A 24927-nucleotide genomic window follows, 5' to 3' on the forward strand; every position below is an offset into this window, starting at 1 on the left:
TAACTTCTTGTCTTTATTATATTAGTTTGTTTTGTATTAAGCAAGAGTTATTTTATAGATATTTCAAACTATTAATCACACATAGCAAAGACGAACCATTTATTCTGATTCGTCAGGTATTTCTTCATATATATCCTCTAAGTTACAATTAAGTGTTTTCTTGATCCTCAGTAAGTATGCAACGGAAGGGGTGCTAAATGCTTCTCCTTTAGTATCATTCTTGCACCATCTATTTAACTGACTGTTATCAGCTCCAATCTGATTAGCCAACCAAACTTTCTTAATTCCCCGGCTTCTTAAATATTCTCCAAGGTTACTTCTAACTCTTATCTTCATATAATCACCCGTCTTTGTTCTATATAAATAGGATACCAAATAACCTTTACATAGTCATTAATTGTTTAATACCCTTATAAATAATGATAAATTCATCAATATTAGTTGTAACTTTTATCAACTTTGGCATATAATGGTTTCAAGTAAGCCCAGATATTTAAATATCTGCAAATATCTATAACGATAAAGGAGGATATTCATGGATAGGTATTTCTTATCTCTAACAGAAAGACTAAGTTTAGAAGAAATTGAGATTCTTAATTCCCTTACCAGTAATGAAGCTTCAAACAGATTCTCAGCAAGAACTAAGAAAGAGGTACAGGAGGAAACAAAATTAAGTGAAGCTAAGTTTAGAAAAATCCTCTATAGACTTGAAGCAATGAACTTCATTGAAATTGTATCAGGTAGCAAGGAACACCTTATGTTTGTTACTGAATACGGACAGAATGCCATTCACACTATATATGAGAGGAGAAATGCATAATGTATTTATCTGTAATCGGTTTAGGGCAAGCAGGAGGTAATATTGCTGATGAGTTTGCTAAGAGGGATTTCTATACTGCAGCCATTAACTTTTCATCAACTGATTTAAATTCACTTGAGCATGTTGAAAAGCGACTCAAATTAATCGGCAGTGAGGGGATAGGTAAACAAAGAGCAGATGCATTATCTCTAATGAATAATAATTGGGATTTAGCAGTCAACTTTGTAAAGGAAAATTTCTCACACTCATCAGTTGAAATCATCCTTATTCCATTTTCATGTGCAGGAGGGAGTGGAGCAGGAATGGCTCCTGTGTTGTTAAGCCTCCTTACTGAAGCAATGCCTGAAAAGATATTTGTGGCAGCACCGATCTTACCTGACTTAAAGGAAGCTTACACAAACCAACGAAATGCCTTAGAAACATTTGAGGACTTATCTCAACTTGGTATATCCATTCTCCCTATAGACAATGAAAAGGCTAAATCAACTATTCCTAACTATGGCAAAAATCAATTGTATAAAAAGGTGAATGAGCGAACAGTTGACTTAATTGAGTCATTGATTTCCTACACAGACAGACATTCTAAATATGGAATATTAGATAAGAAGGATCTGAAGACAATTTTTTCTCAACCCGGAATGGCAACTATAGGTGAGACTGACCTGAGTGCATTATCACCTAAGCATGATAGTAGTGAAATAGGATTTGCCAATCGGATTAAAGAATCATGGATAACTTCATTCTTCGCAGATGTAGAAGTGGAGAGAGTAGTGAGTGCAGGATTCATCTTTGATGGTCAAGAGCGATTAATGGAAATGATTAATATGGAGAAGGTATTCAATAACTTCCAAAATAAGATGCCTATAAGCTTGTTTGAGGGCTATTATACGGGAGATAGGGGCAAGGTTATGACAGTCCTTTCTGGCTTGCCTTGGTGCAATACACGCCTTAAACAGATAGATGATTTACTCACTAATACAAGTGCTGTCTTAAGCTCTATAAACGAGCCTGTGGCGTTTAAATCGAACCATTTGACTCATAGTAGCCCAACAATAAACAACGCTCAGAGACAAGGTAAGGTGAAGGATATAAGCAGTCTAATTAGTAAGTTTAAACGCTAGGTCTATTATTCTTATATAACGGTTCTTCATTACCCGATTGTTACCCATTACTTGTACTTTTCGTTACCCTTGATTCTTACCGCCCTTCGGTAACTTACCCAATACCCGGTAATCATGATTTGGCACTCTTCACTTTCTGGGTAATCATCTTAGATTTTACTATACTGATAAAAGTGAGTTGGTTAGTGTGTATAAAATAACATCTAAATTTCATGAGCATGAAGCATTTAGAAATTCTGGTCACAGTGGAATAGATTTTGCGATGCCAGAAGGAACACCTTTGAGATCAATTAGAGATGGAACAATTGAAAAAATATTTGACTATGGAAATATAAACGCAGGGAAATGTGTGAAGGTGAAATGGGAAGATGGTAAGACCGCCATTTATGGACATTTATCGGTGTTCGGCAAATTTAAAGAAGGTGATTCCGTTCGCACTGGTGATATTTTGGGCTTTAGTGGACATAGTGGGTCAGTCTATGGTGCGAATGGAAACCACCTTCATTTTGGACTAAAAGGGGAGAATGGGGAAATTTTAGACCCTTCCCCTTATATTCCCGATATACAGAATATGAATAATTCAGCAAACCAACTTGTACAGCAGTCTGTTGAAATTAAACTTAGTTTCTTTGATTACTTTCAGCAGCATATGAATTTATTAGGTGGAGCTTTAACAGACCTAAAAGTAAATTTCATTCACTTTGTAGCCCTATCTGATTACTCTCCAGTCGTAAAGATTCTGCAGAATATCCTCCAATTTATCTTTCTCAATTCCTAATCGGTCAAAATCAACCTTCGTTAACTTTTCAAATTCAACTTTCCAAGCTAATCGGTCATCAGTGAACCATGTCATTTTTATCTCTCCCTGTCGTCATTGTCTCTTGAGCTGTCAATTATTTCATCTATAAGTCGATCTGTATCTTCTCGTTTAGACATATTAGAAGTCCTCCACTAATAACGTTTACTATATCTTGTCCTACAGAAAGGTGTGTTATACATGGAGTATGAAAGGGTTGTTATACATTTAAGGAAAGACATTGTAGATGACATCAGGAAGATTGTGGAGTATAAGAACCTGAAGGATTTCCTATTTGATGATGAGGATAGTTATGTAAATGTCGAAGAATTTGTCATCGGCTGTGTCTGCTACTACCTTAGACAAATAAAAGGGACAATTGATTTATCCGGTATAAGTATGATCAATTCCAATGAGATACTTCAGAATAGGCTACATGAATTACTTGAGCAGAAAAGGATGACACAACTTCAACTATCTGAGCAAACAGGGATAGCACCATCTAATATCAATAATTACATTAAGAATAAGAACCAACCAAGTCTTGAACATTTCATGCGGATCTGGATTACATTAGGATGCCCTCCGTTAAACTGGTTATTGCATCGGATTCCAAAACCGGAATAAAAATTTCATTAATGGAATAGGACAATTTTCTAGGCGAATATCTTTGAATATACTACAGTATCAACAACAAGGAGTGAACAACATGGGAACAACATTGATTGTTATGTCGGTTGTTAAGTTGGCAGGTGCTTGTGGTTTGGGGATTGGAGCAAGTGGACTAATGAAATATTTTCATGAAGTTGAATTCAAATTCAAGAAGAAAGGTGATAAAAATGACAACTCTAACGGTGAATCTTTGCGTGAAAAAGCCAGAAGCCTATCTTAATTATCACCTTTCTACATTCAAGGTTAATCAAGATGTAAATTTTCCACTTCAAATAAACGTAGAGGAGGTGAAGAGTCTTTCCAAGAAACAGAGAAAAGAATACATCAAAACAGCAAGAATATTTCTAGCTACCACAACAAGTTTCCTAACATTAACATCAAAATCAATGGCAGCTACGTTAAATACACAGACACCACAGTTAGCCACAACCGGATTACCTGTAGATTTAGTGGAGCCAATCATGGAATTAATCAAATTAGCAATAGGAGGATCAGTCCTATTATCGGTTCTCCTATTGATTGCAGCAGGAACAATGAGGCAGTTGAGAAAGAAGAAGGAAGCAAGCGAATGGACGACAGACATTATAAAAGGATTTCTTCAAGTGTTAATTTCAACGCCACTAATCTTCTTACTGTATTACGTAGTCACCTTGCTACTAGGAAACTTTCAGATGTTCCTAAAGCCATTCTAACTTTCTTCAAAAGGATTACTATTCCTGCAACTGCAGTTTCATCTCTATTCTTATTCACTGGATTTGCACATGCTGAATCATTTACATCAAGGGGAAATGTAAGAAATGGAATCTTTTCAAGGGAAGCAATTGAAAATAGGGGAGGATCACTTTCTGAAATTAGCCAATTTGTAAAAGATATTAACTCAGCAATCGATTGGATACGGAATATTAAGGAACATATTTATCAGTGGTCACTTGATTTACTGTCATTTACTTACGAAACTTTGGTCAATGTTGTACTGCATACTCCACTAATGATCTTCAATAATCCTTACATCAAAAATACCTCCCTTACATTCTCAATGATTTCAGTTAGCATAATAGTATTACTTACAATTTACGAGATGATAATGAAGATGCTGAAGAAAAAGCACACTGATTTCCCTACAATCCTAAAAAGAATGCCAATAGCAATAGGAGCTGCTGGATTTGCTCCTTATTTATTCCAGAAAGCCTTTGAGATGATTAATAAGTTGACCAAGGGAATTAATCAGGTAGGCGGTGCGGTATTAGATGGTAAAACATTTGCAAATATAGTGTCTGTTGGAGATATAGATGTGCTCTTGCTGTTACTTTTTGATGTGACACTATTAGGTTTATTAATCCCTATACTTCTGCAGAATGGCAAGCGATGGTGGTCACTTCTCTGTTTGTCTGCGATATCACCATTAGCTTTAACTGCGTGGATGTTTGATAGACACAGTCACATGTTTGATCAATGGTGGAACAGTATTAAACGATTGTCAGTTGTTCAACTTGTTTACGCTACGTTCATTGTTCTCATGGGCGTGTTCATTTACGGAACAAGGTTCTTATCTGCAGACTTTTTCTTAATAAAGCTTCTTATAATTATCGGAGCATTAACAAGCATGCTCAATCCACCGCAAATTGTAAAAGCTTACTCAAGAGGTGATGGAGACATAAATACAATGTTTACTGACACTAAAAATTCAGCAATGAGTCTTTATAATACCCTTACACTTAAAAACTTTAAGCCAATGCAGGTTATGAGGAAGAATAAACAAAATAAATTAACACAAACTCAGAAACTGAGAAAAGAAAATGGTCGCAGGTTTGTTGGAGACTTACTGAAATGAGGAGATAAGATGTCATTGAGTAGATTATTGAATCGCACACCAATTGAAAATGAAAGGTCAAATTGTTACTCAGTATCTGAAATTGATAATCAACTCTTAAACAAGATCATTAGCAGCAGATTTATTGGTGAAGGGGTATATCTAATTGAGCAATTTTCCATGACTGATTACTCGGAGCAGTATATCTGTACTCCTTCATTTGATAAATTTCAATTCCCTCATACAGATAAGAGTTGGAGTATCACGCAAGAGTTAAAGGAGGTGACTGTATATGAGTTAATCCTAACTAAGCCGATATTTATGCCCCTAGATACTAATAATCACATCAAACTGTTAGAGAAAATTGCAAGTTTGGATAAGGTTTCTGTGCTCACTCAGATATTAATAGCAAAAAGGATGGACAATTGGAGAGAAGAAGCAATCAGTCAGTATGAGGATTACTTGAAAGGTAGTGATAATCCTGTAGACAGTAAAATAATGAGGAGTGTTCAGAATAATTTCCTCAAAGTGTTGAATCGAATAGGGAATTTCAAGTTGGAGAGAGATCCAATTGAAGAAATGGAAAGGAAAATACTGCAGGATAATTACAGATTTGAGTGTAGGATTGTATTATTTGAGCAAAAGCATGAGGGTTATTTTGAGAAGGAAATGGTTAAAATCCTTCAAGACTTACAATTATTTAATGAAATTAAGTTAAAAAATGCTGAAAGTAAGAAGCAAATTGTAAAAAACATTGAAAATAGGTCATTTCAGACTGATTCAGTTAATCAGATACTCTCTGCTGAGGAGATATATAGTTTGATTGGTAGTGAGGGAAGTTCGGATATTGCAGTACCGGATAGAGTTAGCAAAGTTAAGCCTGTAACAAGTATTTTCAAGGAAATCCAGAAGAGTAGCTATATATCTAGGGCTATTGATATCTTACCTAAGGGTGAGAGAATTGAAGAGAATATTGACAGCCAAACACTTGAGCAACTTAAGACTGCATTCAAACGAGTTAGTATATCCAAGAAACCATTGAAAATAAAGAGTGTGTTCCAAGGTGCAACTTTAATCAAGGTTACTGCGGAGATTCCGTCCGATATTAACTTTTCCAATATCCAGAAGAACGTAAAAAATATTCAAGCCGCATTAGGTGATGATTCCATTAGCATTGAAATTGGAGATGAACCGGATACAGTAAACATTTATCTACCTAGAGAACAAAGGGACGTTCTTTATCTGAGAAACATCTTGGAGTCACCTGAATTTCAGAAGTATGCAGATGAAGTGGAGTTACCTTTTGTCATAGGTGAAAATACATCCGGGGAGTTAAACTTTGCTTGCTTGGCTGATTTGAAGCATTTGCTAGTGGCAGGTGCTACTGGAAGTGGTAAGTCAGTATTCCTTAACATATTGCTAATGAGCTTAATATCATCTGTGCCTCCTGAATTATTGCATATCATGCTTATAGATCCTAAGCAGGTGGAGTTTAGTCAATATGAAGGATTTCCGCAGGTAAGTAAAATAGTAACTGACCCTGAGTTAGCAGTTAAATTGGTTAATTCCTTATGTATAGAAATGGAGAAGAGGTACAGTATTCTTGCTGGAGCTAAAGTAAGAAATATTAAACAGTACAATAGTAAAAGTGAAATCAAGATGCCTTATCTATTGTGTATCATTGACGAGTACGCTGATTTGATGATGACTAATCCAGCAGTGGAGGATCATGTAGTTAGGTTGAGTCAGAAAGCGAGAGCTGCGGGTATTCACTTGGTCATTGCTACACAGAAACCGTTAGCTACTATTGTTACAAGTGTGTTGAAGAGTAATCTGCCGTCTGCGATTAGCTTTAGACTTAAAACATCCTCAGATTACATGACTGTGTTTGGTAAAGGAATCCCTTACACATTGTTAGGGAAGGGAGATGGAGCTTGTCAGTTAGAAGGACAGCAGAAGGAATATGAGCGATTCCAAACACCAGTTATTACATTAGATGAAAATGAGGAAGAGGAAATATTCAAAAGGATGAAGTTGTTGTTTGATGGAATTGAGCCACATGAAGAAATTGAAATTAAGGAAGAAGAGCAGCCGATTGACCAACTAAAGAAGATAATAGCAACTGAAGGGGAAACGAGAATAAGCGAGTTGCAGAAGAGAATGGGGATAAGGATAAATATTGTATCTGATCTGGTTAAGGAATTAGTGGATGAAGGTTGGTTGGAGAAACAGGGAAGAGGATTTGTCATTGTAGCAGATGAAGATGAGTTGGTTAAATGGAGAGAGTGACATGTGTAGTTGTCATTCTCTTTCTATTTTTCCTTATTATTGTAAGGGAAACTCAGAAGGAATATATCCGAGAATACCAATAGTGCGGAGAAGGTTGTGAGGCAGAGGAAATGTTAGTATTATAATAAAAAATCAGGAAACAATTTTTGTGTAATTATTTTGTTTATTATTGACTTATAATATAAAATAAACTAATATAAAGCTATCAACTTGTTGAAAGGAGGTTTATAATGCTTACTGGGAAACAACTTAAGATTAAAAGAATAATATTGGACATTAAAGCGATTCAGATTGCCAGTTTACTAGGTGTACATAAGAGTTATGTTAGCAAAATGGAGAATGAAGTACAGGGCATACCTTCACATTTGTATCAGAAATGGACGGAATATTTAGGAATGAATAAATTAAATGAGGAGTGATAGAATGAGTCAAGAGAACATTATTGAGTTGAAACTTAGTCCCAGTAAGAAAAGATTTTATGATGACAAATCAAGTTTCGGAATATACCTCTGTAAAACAAAAGAAGCAGGAAAGGTAATGGTTGACCGAAAGTGGGATACATTTTCTATAAAGGGTAATACAGTTGAGCTTACACTTGAAAAGGAATACAATGCTAAACTCATTGAACGTCAAGATAAGCAATGGGGAGCATGGTACGAGATAGTTTCCATATTTGAGGAGATTCCCAAGGATTCAGAAAGCCAAAGAGTGTATTTGCAAACAATCCTAACACCTAATCAAGTAGATGCTATTTTCAAGGCTTACCCTAATCAGGATATTATTGAATTAGTCCAGCAGGGCAAGTTTGATGTCAGCAAGGTTCATGGAGTAGGTGAGAAGTCTTTCCTTAAGATCAAAAAGGCTATTGTTGAGAATCTTGAGTTTCAGGAAGCGTTCACTGTACTAAGTCAGTATGGAATCAGTAATAATCTAATCATCAAACTTGTACGATATTATAAGTCTGCTGGAGTCCTTATTAACACATTGAAGCAGACACCGTATGAAATTACGAAAGTATCCGGTATTGGATTTAAGAAAGCTGATGCAATTGCTATGTCAATGGGGAATGACCCTAATGGGAAGGATAGAATCCAATCTGCAATTGATTTTGTGCTTAATGACCAAGCGAATAATGGACATACATACTGTGAAATTGATAAAGCTGCTGAATTAGTAATGGAGTTAATTGGAGTTAATGAGAATCTAATATATAAATACACGGAAGATACGGATGAAGTTAAATTAGTTGGTGAGAACATCTGCTTAAAGAAATATTATAATGCAGAAGCTCGAATAGCGAAACGGATTAAAGAATTGCTTAGTAAATCAACTAAGCTAAACTTTGACCCAGAGAAATTTGTTGCTGAACAGGAAGAGAAAAGGGAGATGACCTTAACTGATCAGCAGAAAGAATTCTTCTTTAATATTAAAAAATCAAATGTAAATATATTGACAGGATTTGCTGGTTGTGGGAAATCAGCTGTAACTGGATTGTTGATTGACTTGTTGGAGGGTTTAGGGATTAGCTATAGATTACTATCACCCACAGGGAAAGCAGCTAAGGTGTTGTCAGGTTACACAAAGAGGACTGCTGAAACAATCCATCGAGCCATTGGTCAAGGTAGGGAAGCAAAGAATGAGGAAGACGAGATTTTCATTGAAGAGGAATTTGTCATTGTGGATGAGCATTCAATGGTTGATGTTTTCCTTTGTGACAAGTTACTACAGAAATGCAGACATAGAAAATTAAGGTTATTATTCGTTGGTGATCCATTCCAAATTCCTTCTGTGTCTGCAGGTAATGTACTCCATGATATGCTGGAGAGTAAAGTGATTCCGACTACGAAGTTGGATATTGTGTTCCGTCAAAAAGAAGGCGGGATCATTGATATCGCCACGAGGCTGCGTTTGGGTCAGAAGTTTCTTAAGAACAGTGATGTGGGGATATATGAATTTGGTGATAACTGTATTGTAGCAAGTGTTCCTCAAGAGAAAGTAAAAGGTGGATATCAGTACTATTTTAATAAACTTCTAGAGAAATATAAAAGTGAGGAAGTCACAGTAGTTACTCCAACTAAGAAATCTGAATTAGGTACAGTAGAAATAAATAAACACATACAGGAAATTGTAAATGGAGATAATGAGAAGCCACAACGTAAGTATGGGAACGATGTAGTGTTCAGAGAAGGTGACTTAGTGATCAATACTAAGAATACATATGATGTGGAAATTGAACGAGGCAGATATGTAGATATTGTAAATGGTGATATAGGCAAAGTTATTAAAGTTGATGATGAGGAAGAAGAGCTTCTTATTGATTTTGGATTTGCTGTTGTACCAATGGGATATGATTCATTGAGCAATCTGTTACATGCATGGGGAATGACGATGCACAAAATGCAGGGGTCATCAAATAAGTCAGTCATAGCAATTGCAGATAAGGCTCATAAGTATCAACTTAATTGTAACCTATTGTACACTGCCGTAACACGCCCGGAAGAATATTTAGTAATTGTTAGCCAAGCAGAAACAATTAACTTTGCCATGAAGAAAATTGCGAATCTGCAGCGTAATACATTCTTGAAGGATATGTTAATGGAGGAGGTTACAGTTGACTAAACAGTTTCAAATACAGGTTCCAACAGAATTAATTAGAAATCCAGAGATATCCCATGATACTTTTTACGTCTATCTGAAATTGATCCAACATTACTATGTAAGAAAAGCTAAGGAGGTAGTGTTGGATATTGACCATAAGAAGTTCATGTTCTACTCCAATATAAAAAGTAACCAAACCTTTAAGAAATGTATTAATCAGTTGAAGGAATATGGCTTGGTTAATACAGAATTAGACAGTCTGCCTAAAAGAGGGTTGATAAAGATTGAGTTGAACGGAGATATGCTCACCAGCAATAAAGGATTCAAATTTGCACAGTTACCTTACTACCTTATGGATAAATGCATCTTGGACACAGTTGGATATGAAGGAGTGAGGTTGCTGTACTATCTGAAGAGTTACATTAACAGATATGATCAGTTTTGTTTTTGTTCCAGAGATACGATTGCTGCTGATATCGGGAGTAATCCTAAGACGATTGATAAGTATCTGAGGAAGTTAAAGAAAAATAAGTTGATAAAAATAGTTAAACATCAGATTGAGAGTACAGGAGAATTTCTGCCTAATGAATTTGGAAATGAAAAAGAGGGATTCTCCAAGTACAACAATCACTATTACATAAGAGCCGATGAGTTTGAAAAAATACATACGAAGCTGAGTGAGATTTAAACGATTTGCAAACTCGTTTTGCAAATTGAAATACTGGTTCTTTTAACTCTTTATACTGGTTCTTTTATATCTTTTATCTATATTCTTACTAGCGTGTATTTCATGTAAGATGGAATACCTTTCTATCCTAAATGAAATTCCATTTATCTTAAATGAAATACAGGAGTATCTTAAATGAAATACACCTAGTTGATTTTGAAGAAATTTAAGAAAAAATAATTAAATAGTGTTGACAGTTAATAAAAAATAAACTAATATAAAAACTAATAAATCAAACATATCGAAAGGGGAAAGAAAATTGCAATACATAGCGATTAAAGATTTAAAACCACATCCAAGAAACAGTGAATTCTTTGATGATATTACTGGTGATAAGTGGGAAGACTTTAAAAAGTCGATTGTACGCAGGGGAGTAGTTGAGGGGGTAGTTACGTCACAGGATTTAACAATTGTATCTGGTCATCAAAGGGTTAGAGCTTGTAAGGAGTTAGGAATTCTTGAAGTACCCTGTAGAGTAACGCATTATCCTGAGAGCGACCCTCAATCTGGTACTAAAAAAGAAGATATGATTATTGAGGATTTAATAAGCACCAATATTCTTCAACGAGGCATAGGTAATGTTAATCCTATGAAAATGGCTAGATGTATTGTTGAGTTAGAACGGATTTATGGAATTAAGAAGGGAGGTGACAGAAAATCAAATATGAATAATTCATATTTGAAAACTCAAAAACAACTTGCTTCGGATATTGGAGTGGATCACACTTTAATTACGAGATATAAAAAGCTAACACAACTTATTCCTGAACTACAAGATATGCTAGAGGAAGGGAACTTGAAATTTACTGTTGCTTACAATATTTGGGCAAAGTTAACACTTGAAGAACAAGAAAGGTTTTTTAAGCAAATAGGTGGCAAAGAGATATCAGGTATGACTCAAAAACAAACACAGGAATTGCTAGAGCTACAGAAACAGGTTGATGTTTTAAAGAATCAACTTAAACAAGAAAAAGAAAAGCCTGTTAAGGAGGTGATGGTTGAAAAAGAGGTTGTTCCCGAGTATATTGAAAACGAATTGAGGAGGCTAGAAAACAGAGTTAAAGTTGAAGAAGAAAGTAAAAGTAAGCTGCAGATAATGCTTGGTGATTTAGAAGAAGAAAAAAAGAAGTTAGAAAGAATACTTAACTCAGATGAATACAATATTGACCAAAAAAAGAAGAAAGAAGCTTCTCTGAGATCAGAGGCACACATAAGTATGTTCGATCTACAAATTAAGGTGCAAAAGTTTATTAAGGAAGCTTCTCCAAGTATATATTTACAAGGAGCCATGGCTTATGCGGATAAAACTGTAAGGAAAGAAATGATGGAAACTGTCAAGGCTTTAGAAAAGTATACCGATAATTTAAAAGATATGCTTCAAGGTGAAATAAGTTCTATGGATGAAACAAAAAATGTAATTGAATACATAGGGGAATAATATTAACTTAAAAAGAGGAGAGAAAATAAATGAGTACAAATGAAAATAACCAAAAATTACTTGAAATGATGATGAGTACACTGGTGTCACAAAATGAGAAGATTAAAATGCAAGGGGAAATGCTAAAGGAGTATACAGAAAACCAATCAGGATTTAACGATGTTAATGTTAAGCAACTCCAAGAGTTCTGGGCAGAAATGCAAAACACAAGGGATGAAGTCAGAGAATCAGAGATTAGGAGTAAGCGATCTGAGGAAATTGCAATCAAGTCAGCGCAGTTAGCTTATAATAAAGTTGCTGAAATTCAAAAACATGTAAAAATTTCAGATGTTCAAGCAGAAGAAATTGCAGCACTAGTTGGAGAAAAATCCACCTATATTGCTAAAGTATTGTATCCAGAATTATATGGAACTCAGGAATTCAGCAAGAAGATTGGCTACGTAAGATTTGGTCTATACAGCATCATCAAGAGAAACATTAATGGAAGCAGTTCAGGAAGCTATAAGAATATTAAATCTACACTGTTTGACTCTGCTAAAGACTATATTGATAATCTAACAATTAATGATTATAAGGCATTTAGAAATGCTGATTTCCGAGTAATCAAACCGTTTACTCCAGTGGAACATATTTCACAAGAAGAAATTGACATCCGAGAATTGCTTGAAGAGTCTCTAGTCAGCGATAAAAACTTACTTTCATAATCTAATAAAAAACAATTAAACTTAAAGGAGAATGATGAAAATGAATAAGAAAGAACTATTTGAAAAAGCATGGGCAGGATATGTATCTACTTTTCGTTTTAAAAGGCTAAGTGGAGAAAGTTCACTTGGGACAAGAAAGATTGAGGAATTGACTGATAGCTACGTTGTGTTAAAAGACTCAGTGTCCTCATTGAGAATAAACTTTGATCAAATGTATATTAAAGAAGTGGAACTAAATGGAGTTACATATCCGGTTATCTACGTTGAGGAATATGATAACCATAGATTTATACCAGTTGAAAAGCATGAGAACAACAAAAATTTGATTTTGTTATTTGAGGAAGAGGAAAACTTTAAGCTTTATACAATGTTTGAGGATATTTTTTAATAAATTAATCTAATATAAAAATCTTGAGGTGGTCTATACAGGCTGCCTTTTTATTTTGGTGTAAATTAATCCCCCCGGTAGGTTGATCAGAGGTGGATGGATATTAATTGGAAATAATTAGGATAGTGTAGGGTGAAATATGCGTAAAAAAGTTGTTATCGTACCAGTGAAAATTAGAATGGATTGGGTAGGAAATTAGGGTGGAAAGTTGGATAAACGTTGATGTAGAGGGATTTGTGGGTGATTTAAGTGAAATGTGAGGTAAATGAGGATAGGTACGATTAAATGTTATCGTTAGAGGGCGTAGGAGAGTGATATAGAGGTGAGGAAAATGTAGGAATGGTAAGGGTTTGGAGGGGATTTGAGTGGACGAAATGGAGAGTTGGATAGGTTAGATGGGGAGTGGAATCGTTCAAACGTTGATCTAATGGGATTTATTGAGGATGAATAGGTGAAAATGGTGTGATCAGGGGTGAAATTGAGGTGAATAGAGGATGAGGTGAAAATTGAAAACGTAGGAGTATCAAGGGATTGAATCGTGTTGGGACGATAGCGAAGACGATTCAATAAAAATTCTATCGTATCCAAATTTAGGTAGGGTGTGTGACCAAATGTGCTGCCCCTTCTAACTGAGAATGAATATCAATTAGAAATGTAAACCAAGCCCCCTTATACCCTTATTTTTGTACGTAGAAGATTCATTCCACCATTAATTGGTGAATAGCCATTCATTTATACCTATTCCAGCAGCATCTCAGCCGATTATATTGATTGTACAAGCTTAAATTTTTTAATTCTCCAGATGATCCAGTTTTTGCAGCTCATATTTTTATAATTAAAAGGAAATCGCATATAACACTGCCGCATTGCTTCATCTCTTATATAAGTATTTGCTTATGTGTTTATCTATATTATATTACATAGTTTTCGATACTACATATATCTACTCATATTTAATTATTTAACCTAAATATTTCAAGTTCATTTGACCTTATAATTATCTACACAAAAAAAAGAGATAGTTAGCACCATCTCAGATAATATTATATTTAATTAATTTATCTTTAAATCCAGTGAATCCATTTTCCAAGTCCTCTTTATATACTGCCATATACTCATATGTATTATCTAACTCACACAATTCTTTATATAGTTTCTCTTTCTTTTCATATTTATCATTATATCCAAAGTCCACGTTATTCATATCTAGCATCCCATAATATTCAACCAGTACAATTTTATCACCTTTATATATGTACCAATCAGGCAGTACATTCACTCCGTTTAATTTCATCCTTCCAACGTAATCACCATATTTATAATTAATACCTAACTCCATTAAGTAATGATGTATGGCTCTTTCTGGCTCTGATCTAACCTTTATATTATCCAATGTACTGTACCCATTCTTATACGGTAAGTCTCTCTTATCAAAGACACCAGGAAACACTTCATCTACATAATCATATAAGCTATCATAGTATCTATCCAGTATGTATTTAAATCTCATTAGATACTTATCATGATAACACTGATTAAAGTATTCATAGCTCAACACTTTAGGTATATCACTAACATCTAACTTTAAATAATTATGTACTAATTCCTTTAAACATCTTATTCTATTCTCTTTGCTATCATAGAAACTTTCTGCATTATTATTGTATTGCCATATATAAAACTTGTTAGGATATATCTCTTCAATAGCATCATGTAAAGAGTCATAATAATTAAGTAACATTCCAATTGATCTATCATTGAACAATGTAAGAGTTACTATCTTAGGTATATCATCAATACTCTCCAATGTACCATCATCTAATATTTGATCTATTAACCATTTAATGGCTTCAACTCTGTTCTCCCTAACCTTCCAATACTTTCGTCCAACAGTAATGAAATCCCATGCATTAAACTTGTTAGGATAAGCTGCATCAATAAACTTGAATATGCTTCCGTTATATAGTCTTAATAATGAGCTGTATAATCTTCTGTCTTGAAACCATTTTCTATCTATAGTATTCAAGGTGTTTGTATCAACATTTTCTTTTTCAATCATGTAATAAAAAATATACATATGATTATCTAGGATAAACGATTGGTATGGTAAGGTATTATTAACTCTAAAATTTTCATAAGCTTCTTCAATACTTAGATGTTTTAAGCTTTCATCAATACATGTAGATCCTTTTTTAGTAATACCAGTTCGATAATTGCCACCTCTACAAACTCTGCATTTATTTTCAAATCCATCTTTCTGCCGTTTCTCAGCATAGAAAAATACAACACTGACTGGAAATATCTTTTTACAAACTTTGCACGGTTTCTTAGGTAAATCCTCCAATCCTTCCATTAAATTTAGTTCTTGCTCTGTGTACTCCATTCAATTCCTCCTTTTGTTTTATACCTAATTATAACATATATTAGTTTAATTTGTATTAACAGAAGGAAAATTTAATGCTGGTTTTAATAAAAAACAATCAAATAAAACTATACAAACAACCTCATCCATGCTATAATTACTTATATATAAAGGTTACATAAACAAAACAAGTTAAACAAATAAACCAGATCAAATTAAACGGCAATCAGCCAAAGGAGCCACTCAAATGATCCCATCCCTAACTTTCCTAATCTGCACTATCCTAGCAACTCTAATCTTCCTAACACTAACAGTATCTATCTACCTAAGCGAATACTTCCACAATCAAACATTTGCTTTCATCTCTGAGTATATCCGAATCAATCACACTTTCCAGTCTACTTTTATCCAATTTGCTAAGGAGGAATTAATCTAATGAAAACTCTAACCATCAAGTTTGACGTATACATTGATGATACAATTGAAACTTACATTCCAGAAGGTACAAAGGTAAATGTATATGAAGGATATCAGCGTGAAGGATCAACAAAGATTGTCTATAATGATGAAGTCATCGAGTATATGAACTGCAGCTTTGTTGAATTAAGCTAATGAATGCTAATCAATCTAACTAACAATCCACCAAACAGGAGGAATAATCCCATGACAACTCAAAAAGTATTCAAACTATCCAAATGGTTAGACGACACAATAAGTATTAAATCTACTGTTAACCGGAAGTATGTAGCTAAACTAACAAAGTAAACCAATAATAAACAATCACACATAACCAGAAAGGAGATGCGATCCAATGATCAATCTTACTAAAAGAAACCTCATTAACCTAAAGAAAGCTCCATTCATCAACCTAAAGAAATCTAACTAATACACTCAAAGGATCAGCATTCCAGCTGGTCTTTTTTCTTTTACACTTATTCTATCATCCACCCAAAACTAAAATTTATTAAAAAATAATTAAAAAACTTCACAAAACCTATTGTACAATTTCCCATATGTGCTATAATTAAGTAGTAGGAACAAAACCAAGGGAGTAGTCTGTAGATTTTTTGGGTTGACTTTGTTTCTATACAAATTAAACTAATGAAAGGAGTTAAACTTATTGGAATGGTTTGTATACTATGAGGATGCAACATATCGTTATTGCAATGTATATGATCATGAATGGGCAGCATTAGTATTTTCAAAGAAAGCTCTCGAAAGAGGATACTTTAATATCACAGTCACCAATGAAGAAATAAAGCTTGGAGGTTAAACAAATGTTAGATAAGAATCACGGCTTACATATTTTCTATACATACGATCTAGATTTAGTTAATTTCCTTTTGAGTAAAGGACATAAGTATTTGACCAGAGCAAGGCACATAAAGACTAATAAAATTTTTGCTCAGTTCTTAGTAAATGAGACTATGCAACAACATATTAACGAATTTAATGCTAATAAGAAGTAATCTATTATATATTCTAATCAGTTAGCAATACTTATAATCAAAGGAGAAATAAATGAAATTTAATGATACGACTCTCGAACTATTAACAAAACAATTTAACAAACTGTTTATAACTAAACGCTCCAAGTATTTAATCCTCACTAAAAATGGTGAATACATACAGGCAAACGCAACCGTTACAAGCAAATTTAGAAAGTTAAACGATTATCACATTAAGAGGCATTTAGAAGGTAAAGAAACTATTGGCGTTTTCTCAGGTGATTTCCTTACAAAATTTATCTGCTTTGATGTTGATTTTCATGACAGGGATCTTGCTAAATGGCATACATACAAAGTCATTGATACATTAGTCGATATAGGCATACCAAAGCAATACATACACGTTTCAACAAGCGGAAATAAGGGTTATCATGTAGAAATATACTTTGATAAGTTAATAGAATTAGAGGGCTGTAAACGGTTCTTTGAGCTTGTTATAAAGCAAGGTGACATTGTATCTAATGACGGTAAAGTTGAATTCAGACCTAGCCAACAAGGTGTTAAGATACCTTTAGGACGTAACTTTAAGAACAAGGATGCTTTCACAAATATCTGCTGGTATGTAGACACCATTACACTTGAACCAATCACGAATTACAATCACATACTGACAATTGAACAAATTGACACTGATATTCTAACCAACATATTCGAGTCAATGAAGGATTTAACCGAACCAGTACATATTAATAAAGTTGAAAATGGGCTAGAGATTGAAGCAGAAAAGGATAATATAGATTTACAGTATAAGCCTTTAGAAATCTATAATATAAATGTTGATCCTGAGCAAACTATAGAAGCTGCAATCAAATTAGAGGATGAAGGATTGACGCATAAAGGCAGCAGACATAATAAAACTTTCTTCCTTTGCCGTTACTATTACTATCTTGGATTAGCTCAACAGGAGGCAGAAACAAGGCTTTACGAATGGTTATTGGTTCAGGATAGGAATACATATACTACACCTTTAGAAGAGTGTAAGAGGGACATAGAACGAATATGCCAATACATATATGATAATAATATAGGATTAGTAAATACGGATCAGGAAATTGAAATCAGTTATAATGAAATGTTAACCATACTTAAAGCTAAGAATCAGAATGATAAACTAATTGCATATGGAATACTGATGCACAGTAAAAGATTTGCTAATAAGAATGGCATTTTCTATATGACTTATAATCAGATGGCAACAATTTCAGGATTAAGTGAACGAACTTGCATGAGAAGAATTCAATACTTAGAAGAAATAGAAGTTATCGAGATTATTGAAAGGAATATAAGTGCAGGAAAAAGTAAAAGTAAATTTAAGAAACCGAACAAATATAGATGTGTTGTTTCAGAGGTTGAAAATAAAAAGGTAATAACAATTAATTCTAATTTCTTAAAGACTAATCCAACAAACGAATTTTTATATACTTCTGCTGTAATGTCACTATTTGATTTAGATGAATTAAAAGGATTATTACCTAAACGACAATATTATGATTTCAAGGATATGCATGATAATGCTGAATACTACTATTGATATACTAACTATGCATTAATACATACTAATATACTGTATCATATAGCTTTATTAATAACTCAACTCTATTATAAATTAATTAAATAATTCTATTATACGACAGTATGGGAAACTTAATAATTCATAACTCCGGGACACAAGCTCTATTTAGGGAGAATGTGTCCTAGTTTCAATTCTATAGGCTGGAATGTCTTCAAAATTTAGGGCATTCGGATTTTATGGTGGAAAAGGGCTTATAAGCCACCCTTCTCCAAAATCTTAATAAGTGTGGAAAAATCGACACCAAAGTTATCTGTAATGTCGTGGTCTGTCACTTCATCCCAATCAAAGTTGAAGTTTGACATAGCGTGACCGAAAGCACTCGAATTGAATCGTGGTTTACGTTTCTTATGGAGCTTCTCATTAAACAGTATTTTGGCTCGTAAGGCATCAAATGAGTAACCTCTACCCATACGTTCTACTTGCCTAATAATGCTGTTTATGGACTCTGTATAAGCGTTAGTGAGCTTTTTATCGTAATAGTTGAATATTTCATCTTGCCAGTTGTCTACGGCTCTCACAAGGTCTTTATAAGAGTCTTTAGAGTTACTTGCCATACAACGGTGTCTCCATTGGATGTAACGGTTTCTGCCTTCCTCTGGATCATCGGTATCATATATCCAGTAGAACTCTTCTTTTAGTTCATAGGCTTCTTTTAGATCAGGCAGACTACCTAACCAAGTCTCTAAGAGGAATAATTCACGCTCATTTAGGTCGTGTTTACGCTTTAGGAGGATAAACCTCTCACGCATAAGGGTACGCCTTTCTTTAGCTGTCATTTTAGCTTTGAGAGCCTTCCTAACACCGTCTAAAGCTGAATTAGCCATTTTGACAACATGGAACTTATCTACGACTACTTTAGCGTGTGGCAGAACGGTGTTGACAGCATCTTTGTAAGGTCTCCACATATCCATTGTGACGTACTCAATATAAGACCTATCTTCAATCTCTAAAAGACGTTGAATGACAGTCTCCTTGTTGCGGTTAGGCTTGATGTCATAGATAGTCCTACGCTCAACGTTAGTGAGTACAAGACGTGGTTTACGGATAATGTGTATTTCATCAATCCCAAGCCATTTAGGAGTCTCAAATTGGTATTCTCTCTCTTTGAATGCCACATAGTCCTTAAAGACGTTTCTGACGGTCTTCTCGTCAACACCAACGCTTTCTGCGACTTCTACAAAGGTCTTAGACATAGATTGCTCTTCAATGGATTCTATAAGCCTTTTGGTCATACTACGCTTTTCATCAATGGATATAAGACGTTCCCAGAAGGTAGATCCACATTCACGACACTTATATCGTCTGCGATTCAATTGTAAGCCCACTCGCTTTAAACGAATGGGCAAGTCCATAATCAATTGCTTTCGGGAGCTGTGCTTGTATAGCTTGTCAAAACCACATTCAGGACAACGCTCTGGTGGTTCTATTGCTTCAACTTTAAACATCATATCGGTTTCATTTTCTTGCGGTGGTTCCACTGCTGTAAGGTCTGGTAGGAATAATAAGTCAGTCATCGGATAATGGCTTCCCATTGGTTGTATGGCATTTCGATTTCAGGGTTCTCGTAGATATTACCGATTACTTCAAACTCATACTCTTCAAGCCAACCTAATACAAAGTAATCAGTGTAAATGTCCATGCCTTTGCATTCAACTGTGAAAGCACCATAGTAATCAAAAACATGAGAGACATACTCTGGCATCTCAGGGTCAGTTGGAACAAAAACTCTTACGATGTCCCCTTCATAGATTTCTGTTCCATTGACATCAAAAGAACCAGTGAATTGCATTAGTTTCCATTCTGGATATTTCTTGCTGTTAAGACCCTTGTGAAAGAAAGAACCATCTGCGTTAATAGCCATGTCAGTTGTCATATGCCAATGTGAATAGGTATCAACAAATGCACGAAACTTTAAATTTCTCATTATTACCACTCCTATCATTTGATAGGTTAATTGTACCATTTATTAAAGTATTATTCCACCAAATAATCCGATTTATGATGTAATTGTTATTAAGATATTAAAATAGGTTTTCCACTAAATAATCCGAAGACCCAAAATTTATAAACAAATTTATCAAAAAACCCATAAATCCACCAACTTTTACTTGCAATACAAAACAAACTAATGTAAAATAATAATTAGTAAGGGATTTACAAATTAATCAACTTAACTGGAGGAATTAAAAATGACTGACCAACTATTATATGATCTTATTCGTAAGGAATTATTTAAAAAAGGATCTTGTACACCTAATGTTTGGCAGTTCATGATAATTGAAAATAACGGCAAAAAAGCAATGTTTGAAGCTTGTTTACCATCAAGAGGTAATATAAGAATTAGAAAGCCAGTTAAAAAACAATATATCAATGAAGATGGGCAGCAAATTTTCCTGTTTGATGTTTATAAATTCACAAATAAAAAAGAATTAAAATTTGACTGCTACATCGAAGATATTAAGCCAGTTATAACTAAGGAGGCAATTGCACAATGATTGCTTATGATGAAATTTCAGACCTGTATAAATTTGATGAATTAGAAACATTTAATCCGGTTTTACATAAGTCTATACTGGCAATTGATGGAGTTAATTATAAAGGTAATTCATTTACAACTCCAAGCCAAAAGAATGTATTTGTTTTCCGTACTGAGGGAACTATGGGGAATCACTGGAACCTTTATGATATTGATTACAGTAAATATTTGCTCATCGGCAGAAGAACAAAAAGACAAACTATTGAGGATGCAGGGAGGCTATAATTTATATAGGAATAACTTTAATCTGAAGATAAGAAGCTAGATAAAATGTATATAGGTGATTAAAAGAGGGAGGAATTTTACATAATGGATAATCAATTTAGGATTGAAAAAGTAAGGGATGACGGAACAAAACTTGAAATTAGAATTAGGATAAATGAAAAACAATTTATTTTAGATGATATTGGAGTAAAGCCAAAAGGAAAAAGAAAATTCACTTTTACTTGCGGAACCAATATGACTAATGATTATAGTTATAGATCATTAAGTATTGAAGAAAGAAAAAAATACAAATTTATTAAGATGTTAGAAGTATGTCCAGTTGAGCTAATGAATGAAGCAATGGAGGAAGCATGGCAAAGTATTAAACCGAATAAATTAGGCGTATAATAGCACTTTGATGGCTCTCCTTTCTATAATTCCCCATAAAAGGGTAGTTTTAAGGGATACATTAAGTTGAAAACAGGAGCATAAGGGAGTATATAAGAGTATTCGAGAGATTGAATATATTAAAAAATAAACTAATAGGAGTTGTTATTTTGGAAGGTATTATCATGGTTCACTTTATCGATAATGGAAAGTTGGCTTTTACTGTTGAAGCATTCGAGGAAATGAGAAAGAAAGGAATGACAGGAGTAAAATTTTATGAACACTGGTTAGATAAAAAAGAAGCTAAAAAGCAATATCCTTGGCTAGTGTAATCCAGTCTTAACACTTCTGTTAAAGGGAGTGTTTTTCTTTTTGTAATCCAGCAGCAGAAAAAACTTTAAATATTTCAGGTTAATTTGTTAGTTTATACTTGTTTGTTAGTTTGTTTTGTATTAAAATAAGGGTAACAAGTTAAACAAATACATAAATTAATTGGAGGAATTAAAGATGAACTTTGGTAAAGTTTTGAACGGTGCATTTAAAGGATGGTACGGGAAGCTAATGAAATATAGCACTAATAAAGAAAAGGTTAAGGTGGCTTTGTATCATATGAATGAAGAAGTACCAACTGCAATTATCTGGTTAAATACTGACGAGTTTGAATTAGAATTTTAATTCCCGATCAAATGTCTCTTTGAAAGGAAATAATCACACAAAACAATCTCATAAAAAGAAGGAGAATCCACCATGAACCCAACAATTATAGAACTAAAATCCACCATCAAAGGAATTACATATACAATTGGATACTTGGAGCAGCACCCTTCTTTTTATAAGGCTTTAGACGCTGATATGAGGCTTATAGATGATCAGGAGTATAAAGAGTTATGCAAGGCTGAAAGGACTGTACTGGAGGCATTTAAAAGGGAATATGGGATATAGAGAGCAGCCAGATCATTGAAAGGTTGCTTTTTCTTTTATAAAAAAACAATTGAAAAAATTTATAAAATTAGTTAATTTATGTTTGATTATTTTGTTTTACCATGTTACAATAAGGGTAGTTAAATAATACATAAAAAACTTTTAAGGAGTGTTTTAAATGTCAGTAGCTATGAAGATCAATGAGGAACTAAACGGAATCGAATTGTATTTTAACACTAAGCCACAACAAAATATTTTAAGTGAGTTAAAATCTAACGGTTTTCGCTGGTCTAACTTCAAAAAATGCTGGTATACAAAGCAATCCGAAAAAGCTTTCCAAGTTGCTAACACTTTAACAGGATCTGAAGAAGTTGCAGCACCTGAAGTCGCAAAAGAAAACAAGCAAACAAAAGCTAAAAAGGTTACTATGAGCCTTTGGGAATCTACACAATGGACAGAAATAGAAGTAGACTCAAAGCAAGATATTAGGGACATGGCAAAAGAAATTCGTTCACACATCAGGAAACGTTTCCCACAATGTAAATTTTCTGTACGTGTTCCTTACTATAAAGAAATTAATGCAGATATTAAAGCATCACCATATGCGAAGGATAGCGAATATTTAAAAGCAATTCAAGCATATGTAAATAACCTGATCTATGCTTATAGAGTTTGCTACGATGCTGGTGACGCTTATTCTGATATTCCTGCAAGCTATAACTTCTATTTCTCTGGTTTAGATGTTGACTATGATTATACACAAACAGAAGCAACAGAAGAAGTTAAAAAGGATATGGTTGATTTTGATTCTAAACTAGAAGCAGCTAAACAAGCGGAAGAAGATAGAAAGCATCGGGAATATCTAGAATGGAGTCGAAAATATGATGCAGAGCAAGCCGAACTTGCTAAGCGTGAAGAAGAGGAAAAGAAAGCAGTTGAAAACATCTATAACAGCATTGAAATTTCCGAACTGGACGAAAACAATCAATACTTTATCACTAGTGCAGAGTTTGCAGACCTTAACAAAAATTGCACACTAGATAAATACAAAGAGGAAGTTTTAAAAGGCGATTACTCTTTGGAAGATGTAAGAGTAACAAAGGAAATACATTTCAACAATGCAGAAGCATTAGAAAACTTCTCTAACATGCTAATGAATGACTTTGATTTCTTAACTAACACAGGCGGCAGCTTCACAGAAGACAATAGAATTAATTCGATGACAGACTTCTATAACATGGATGAGTTTGAAAGGAAAACGGTTAAATGGTTTTTAAAAGGAGTGGCAATTTACTTTGAAGGAAACCTTCAGTTTGTTGTAGATGCTCAAGGATATTCATATGCTAGATATGTAGGATTAACAGACAATGTACAAATTGAAAAGACTGTAACACCTGATCAAGTTGTCTCCGGTGAAGAGTTAGAAACACTAAAATTACAGGCAGAAACTTTAGCCGATATTTCTACACAGGTTATTGAAGAATTAGACATTATGGCAACATGGGAAAAAGAAAGCTGGAACGAATATAAGAAAAACATGAAAGAAAAATTAATTAGATATGAATTTAAATTAACTAAGTCAGTTATCCAGCAGTTAGATATAGAAGCAATTAAAACAGCAATGTATAAGCTATTAACTGAAGTTGACGGAATACAAGATCAATTTGAACGGGCAGAGATTCAGCAGGGGGATAAGGTTACATTGTTCTATATCTCTGATTGGGGTTCCATTGTAACAAATAGAATAACATTTGATAGCGTGGAAAATGCTAAGTATGCACAATATGACAATGCGGTTAAACTGACCTTTAAACCGGAGAAAAAGAGAAATTTACATTATAAATACTTCTATTCTACCGTGTTGGTCTATAAGGGGTGGCATACGCTCCCAACATCAGTTTTACATGAGCAGGAAGAAACAAAAGGCTTCCTAGTCACTAAGAGCAAATACCATTCATGCGATAACAGACAGTATGATGAGATACTAAATCACTTTGAGCAGCAGGAAATTTTGCCGATTGTGAACACTTATAAGCCGATGTTATAAGTCGGCAGCAGTTTAGGGGAATCTGC

Annotated in this window: 27 protein-coding genes; 23 read left to right on the forward strand and 4 right to left on the reverse strand. The window is 34.1% G+C overall.

Annotated elements, in window-relative coordinates; translation table 11 throughout:
* Window positions 1–99: 99 nt before the first annotated feature.
* Complete coding sequence (locus Q9R36_RS07375; RefSeq protein ID WP_311224750.1) at window positions 100–336, reverse strand: helix-turn-helix domain-containing protein; 237 nt, start codon at window positions 334–336, stop codon at window positions 100–102.
* Between the two features lie 199 nt (window positions 337–535).
* Here Q9R36_RS07375 and Q9R36_RS07380 point away from each other — a divergent pair, with 199 nt between their 5' ends.
* From Q9R36_RS07380 to Q9R36_RS07440, 13 genes are all read left to right on the forward strand, one after another.
* The gene (locus tag Q9R36_RS07380) at window positions 536–820 is read left to right on the forward strand and encodes a hypothetical protein (RefSeq protein WP_311224751.1); all 285 of its coding nucleotides are present in this window, start codon (window positions 536–538) and stop codon (window positions 818–820) included.
* Entirely contained in the window at window positions 820–1941 is a 1122-nt protein-coding gene (locus Q9R36_RS07385) for an FtsZ/tubulin family protein (protein WP_311224752.1), read from the forward strand. Before Q9R36_RS07380 ends, Q9R36_RS07385 begins: the two co-directional genes overlap by 1 nt.
* Window positions 1942–2128: 187 nt before the next feature.
* A complete protein-coding gene (locus Q9R36_RS07390; protein ID WP_311224753.1) occupies window positions 2129–2719 on the forward strand; it encodes a M23 family metallopeptidase in 591 nt (196 codons plus the stop codon).
* A 219-nt stretch (window positions 2720–2938) separates the two neighbouring features.
* Window positions 2939–3364 (forward strand): helix-turn-helix domain-containing protein, encoded by a 426-nt coding sequence (locus tag Q9R36_RS07395; RefSeq protein WP_311224754.1) that lies wholly within the window; start codon window positions 2939–2941, stop codon window positions 3362–3364.
* 82 nt (window positions 3365–3446) lie between these two features.
* A complete protein-coding gene (locus Q9R36_RS07400) occupies window positions 3447–3629 on the forward strand; it encodes a hypothetical protein (protein ID WP_129612497.1) in 183 nt (60 codons plus the stop codon).
* 348 nt (window positions 3630–3977) lie between these two features.
* The gene (locus Q9R36_RS07405; protein WP_311224755.1) at window positions 3978–5240 is read left to right on the forward strand and encodes a hypothetical protein; all 1263 of its coding nucleotides are present in this window, start codon (window positions 3978–3980) and stop codon (window positions 5238–5240) included.
* Window positions 5241–5255: 15 nt separating this feature from the next.
* A complete protein-coding gene (locus tag Q9R36_RS07410) occupies window positions 5256–7508 on the forward strand; it encodes an FtsK/SpoIIIE domain-containing protein (RefSeq protein ID WP_311224756.1) in 2253 nt (750 codons plus the stop codon).
* A gap of 230 nt (window positions 7509–7738) precedes the next feature.
* A complete protein-coding gene (locus tag Q9R36_RS07415; RefSeq protein ID WP_311224757.1) occupies window positions 7739–7927 on the forward strand; it encodes a helix-turn-helix domain-containing protein in 189 nt (62 codons plus the stop codon).
* Between the two features lie 4 nt (window positions 7928–7931).
* Entirely contained in the window at window positions 7932–10127 is a 2196-nt protein-coding gene (locus Q9R36_RS07420; protein WP_311224758.1) for an AAA family ATPase, read from the forward strand.
* Window positions 10120–10794 carry a hypothetical protein gene (locus tag Q9R36_RS07425; RefSeq protein WP_311224759.1) on the forward strand — a complete coding sequence of 225 codons (675 nt, stop codon included), beginning with the start codon at window positions 10120–10122 and terminating at the stop codon, window positions 10792–10794. Before Q9R36_RS07420 ends, Q9R36_RS07425 begins: the two co-directional genes overlap by 8 nt.
* 298 nt (window positions 10795–11092) lie before the next feature.
* The gene (locus tag Q9R36_RS07430) at window positions 11093–12271 is read left to right on the forward strand and encodes a ParB/RepB/Spo0J family partition protein (protein ID WP_311224760.1); all 1179 of its coding nucleotides are present in this window, start codon (window positions 11093–11095) and stop codon (window positions 12269–12271) included.
* Window positions 12272–12300: 29 nt separating this feature from the next.
* Complete coding sequence (locus Q9R36_RS07435; RefSeq protein ID WP_311224761.1) at window positions 12301–12975, forward strand: hypothetical protein; 675 nt, start codon at window positions 12301–12303, stop codon at window positions 12973–12975.
* Between the two features lie 40 nt (window positions 12976–13015).
* The gene (locus Q9R36_RS07440) at window positions 13016–13363 is read left to right on the forward strand and encodes a hypothetical protein (protein ID WP_311224762.1); all 348 of its coding nucleotides are present in this window, start codon (window positions 13016–13018) and stop codon (window positions 13361–13363) included.
* 1033 nt (window positions 13364–14396) lie between these two features.
* Here the strand turns inward: Q9R36_RS07440 and Q9R36_RS07445 are convergent.
* Entirely contained in the window at window positions 14397–15746 is a 1350-nt protein-coding gene (locus Q9R36_RS07445; RefSeq protein ID WP_311224763.1) for a hypothetical protein, read from the reverse strand.
* Window positions 15747–16160: 414 nt separating this feature from the next.
* On the opposite strand from Q9R36_RS07445, the gene Q9R36_RS07450 reads away from it, so the two are divergent.
* The 3 genes from Q9R36_RS07450 (at window position 16161) to Q9R36_RS07460 (ending at window position 18764) form a co-directional block, all read left to right on the forward strand.
* A complete protein-coding gene (locus Q9R36_RS07450; RefSeq protein WP_311224764.1) occupies window positions 16161–16337 on the forward strand; it encodes a hypothetical protein in 177 nt (58 codons plus the stop codon).
* Window positions 16338–16845: 508 nt separating this feature from the next.
* The gene (locus Q9R36_RS07455; RefSeq protein WP_311224765.1) at window positions 16846–16998 is read left to right on the forward strand and encodes a hypothetical protein; all 153 of its coding nucleotides are present in this window, start codon (window positions 16846–16848) and stop codon (window positions 16996–16998) included.
* Between the two features lie 248 nt (window positions 16999–17246).
* Complete coding sequence (locus tag Q9R36_RS07460; protein ID WP_311224766.1) at window positions 17247–18764, forward strand: TOTE conflict system archaeo-eukaryotic primase domain-containing protein; 1518 nt, start codon at window positions 17247–17249, stop codon at window positions 18762–18764.
* A gap of 233 nt (window positions 18765–18997) precedes the next feature.
* On the opposite strand, the gene Q9R36_RS07465 is transcribed toward Q9R36_RS07460, so the two are convergent.
* Together Q9R36_RS07465 and Q9R36_RS07470 are read right to left on the reverse strand one after the other, a co-directional pair.
* Window positions 18998–20320 carry an ISL3 family transposase gene (locus Q9R36_RS07465; protein WP_311224767.1) on the reverse strand — a complete coding sequence of 441 codons (1323 nt, stop codon included), beginning with the start codon at window positions 20318–20320 and terminating at the stop codon, window positions 18998–19000.
* Window positions 20317–20730, reverse strand: coding sequence for a YopX family protein (locus Q9R36_RS07470; RefSeq protein WP_311224768.1), 414 nt, complete (start codon window positions 20728–20730; stop codon window positions 20317–20319). Before Q9R36_RS07470 ends, Q9R36_RS07465 begins: the two co-directional genes overlap by 4 nt.
* Before the next feature lie 265 nt (window positions 20731–20995).
* Here Q9R36_RS07470 and Q9R36_RS07475 point away from each other — a divergent pair, with 265 nt between their 5' ends.
* The 7 genes from Q9R36_RS07475 to Q9R36_RS07505 all read left to right on the forward strand — a co-directional run bounded on the left by Q9R36_RS07475 (window position 20996) and on the right by Q9R36_RS07505 (window position 24901).
* Complete coding sequence (locus tag Q9R36_RS07475; RefSeq protein WP_311224769.1) at window positions 20996–21301, forward strand: hypothetical protein; 306 nt, start codon at window positions 20996–20998, stop codon at window positions 21299–21301.
* Complete coding sequence (locus Q9R36_RS07480; protein ID WP_311224770.1) at window positions 21298–21567, forward strand: hypothetical protein; 270 nt, start codon at window positions 21298–21300, stop codon at window positions 21565–21567. Before Q9R36_RS07475 ends, Q9R36_RS07480 begins: the two co-directional genes overlap by 4 nt.
* A gap of 84 nt (window positions 21568–21651) precedes the next feature.
* Complete coding sequence (locus tag Q9R36_RS07485; RefSeq protein ID WP_311224771.1) at window positions 21652–21954, forward strand: hypothetical protein; 303 nt, start codon at window positions 21652–21654, stop codon at window positions 21952–21954.
* A 149-nt stretch (window positions 21955–22103) separates the two neighbouring features.
* Complete coding sequence (locus Q9R36_RS07490) at window positions 22104–22265, forward strand: hypothetical protein (RefSeq protein WP_311224772.1); 162 nt, start codon at window positions 22104–22106, stop codon at window positions 22263–22265.
* A gap of 175 nt (window positions 22266–22440) precedes the next feature.
* Window positions 22441–22608 carry a KOW domain-containing RNA-binding protein gene (locus Q9R36_RS07495; RefSeq protein WP_311224773.1) on the forward strand — a complete coding sequence of 56 codons (168 nt, stop codon included), beginning with the start codon at window positions 22441–22443 and terminating at the stop codon, window positions 22606–22608.
* Window positions 22609–22680: 72 nt separating this feature from the next.
* A complete protein-coding gene (locus tag Q9R36_RS07500; protein ID WP_311224774.1) occupies window positions 22681–22875 on the forward strand; it encodes a hypothetical protein in 195 nt (64 codons plus the stop codon).
* Window positions 22876–23032: 157 nt separating this feature from the next.
* Window positions 23033–24901, forward strand: a complete 1869-nt coding sequence (locus tag Q9R36_RS07505; RefSeq protein WP_311224775.1) for an LPD29 domain-containing protein — start codon at window positions 23033–23035, stop codon at window positions 24899–24901.
* The last annotated feature ends 26 nt before the right edge of the window (window positions 24902–24927 follow it).

Source organism: Bacillus sp. AG4(2022) (genome assembly GCF_031844465.1).
Taxonomy (GTDB): domain Bacteria; phylum Bacillota; class Bacilli; order Bacillales; family Cytobacillaceae; genus Bacillus_AB; species Bacillus_AB infantis.

Excerpts from the sequence above, each read along its gene's own strand:
- Q9R36_RS07405 (WP_311224755.1), top strand. The coding sequence starts at position 3,978 with ATGGACGACAGACATTATAAAAGGATTTCTTCAAGTGTTAATTTCAAC.
- Q9R36_RS07480 (WP_311224770.1), top strand. The coding sequence starts at position 21,298 with ATGATTGCTTATGATGAAATTTCAGACCTGTATAAATTTGATGAATTA.
- Q9R36_RS07375 (WP_311224750.1), bottom strand. The coding sequence starts at position 336 with ATGAAGATAAGAGTTAGAAGTAACCTTGGAGAATATTTAAGAAGCCGG.
- Q9R36_RS07380 (WP_311224751.1), top strand. The coding sequence starts at position 536 with ATGGATAGGTATTTCTTATCTCTAACAGAAAGACTAAGTTTAGAAGAA.
- Q9R36_RS07470 (WP_311224768.1), bottom strand. The coding sequence starts at position 20,730 with ATGAGAAATTTAAAGTTTCGTGCATTTGTTGATACCTATTCACATTGG.
- Q9R36_RS07400 (WP_129612497.1), top strand. The coding sequence starts at position 3,447 with ATGGGAACAACATTGATTGTTATGTCGGTTGTTAAGTTGGCAGGTGCT.
- Q9R36_RS07475 (WP_311224769.1), top strand. The coding sequence starts at position 20,996 with ATGACTGACCAACTATTATATGATCTTATTCGTAAGGAATTATTTAAA.
- Q9R36_RS07415 (WP_311224757.1), top strand. The coding sequence starts at position 7,739 with ATGCTTACTGGGAAACAACTTAAGATTAAAAGAATAATATTGGACATT.
- Q9R36_RS07500 (WP_311224774.1), top strand. The coding sequence starts at position 22,681 with ATGAACCCAACAATTATAGAACTAAAATCCACCATCAAAGGAATTACA.
- Q9R36_RS07445 (WP_311224763.1), bottom strand. The coding sequence starts at position 15,746 with ATGGAGTACACAGAGCAAGAACTAAATTTAATGGAAGGATTGGAGGAT.
- Q9R36_RS07435 (WP_311224761.1), top strand. The coding sequence starts at position 12,301 with ATGAGTACAAATGAAAATAACCAAAAATTACTTGAAATGATGATGAGT.
- Q9R36_RS07465 (WP_311224767.1), bottom strand. The coding sequence starts at position 20,320 with ATGACTGACTTATTATTCCTACCAGACCTTACAGCAGTGGAACCACCG.
- Q9R36_RS07440 (WP_311224762.1), top strand. The coding sequence starts at position 13,016 with ATGAATAAGAAAGAACTATTTGAAAAAGCATGGGCAGGATATGTATCT.
- Q9R36_RS07505 (WP_311224775.1), top strand. The coding sequence starts at position 23,033 with ATGTCAGTAGCTATGAAGATCAATGAGGAACTAAACGGAATCGAATTG.
- Q9R36_RS07460 (WP_311224766.1), top strand. The coding sequence starts at position 17,247 with ATGAAATTTAATGATACGACTCTCGAACTATTAACAAAACAATTTAAC.
- Q9R36_RS07395 (WP_311224754.1), top strand. The coding sequence starts at position 2,939 with ATGGAGTATGAAAGGGTTGTTATACATTTAAGGAAAGACATTGTAGAT.
- Q9R36_RS07485 (WP_311224771.1), top strand. The coding sequence starts at position 21,652 with ATGGATAATCAATTTAGGATTGAAAAAGTAAGGGATGACGGAACAAAA.
- Q9R36_RS07495 (WP_311224773.1), top strand. The coding sequence starts at position 22,441 with ATGAACTTTGGTAAAGTTTTGAACGGTGCATTTAAAGGATGGTACGGG.
- Q9R36_RS07420 (WP_311224758.1), top strand. The coding sequence starts at position 7,932 with ATGAGTCAAGAGAACATTATTGAGTTGAAACTTAGTCCCAGTAAGAAA.
- Q9R36_RS07450 (WP_311224764.1), top strand. The coding sequence starts at position 16,161 with ATGAAAACTCTAACCATCAAGTTTGACGTATACATTGATGATACAATT.
- Q9R36_RS07385 (WP_311224752.1), top strand. The coding sequence starts at position 820 with ATGTATTTATCTGTAATCGGTTTAGGGCAAGCAGGAGGTAATATTGCT.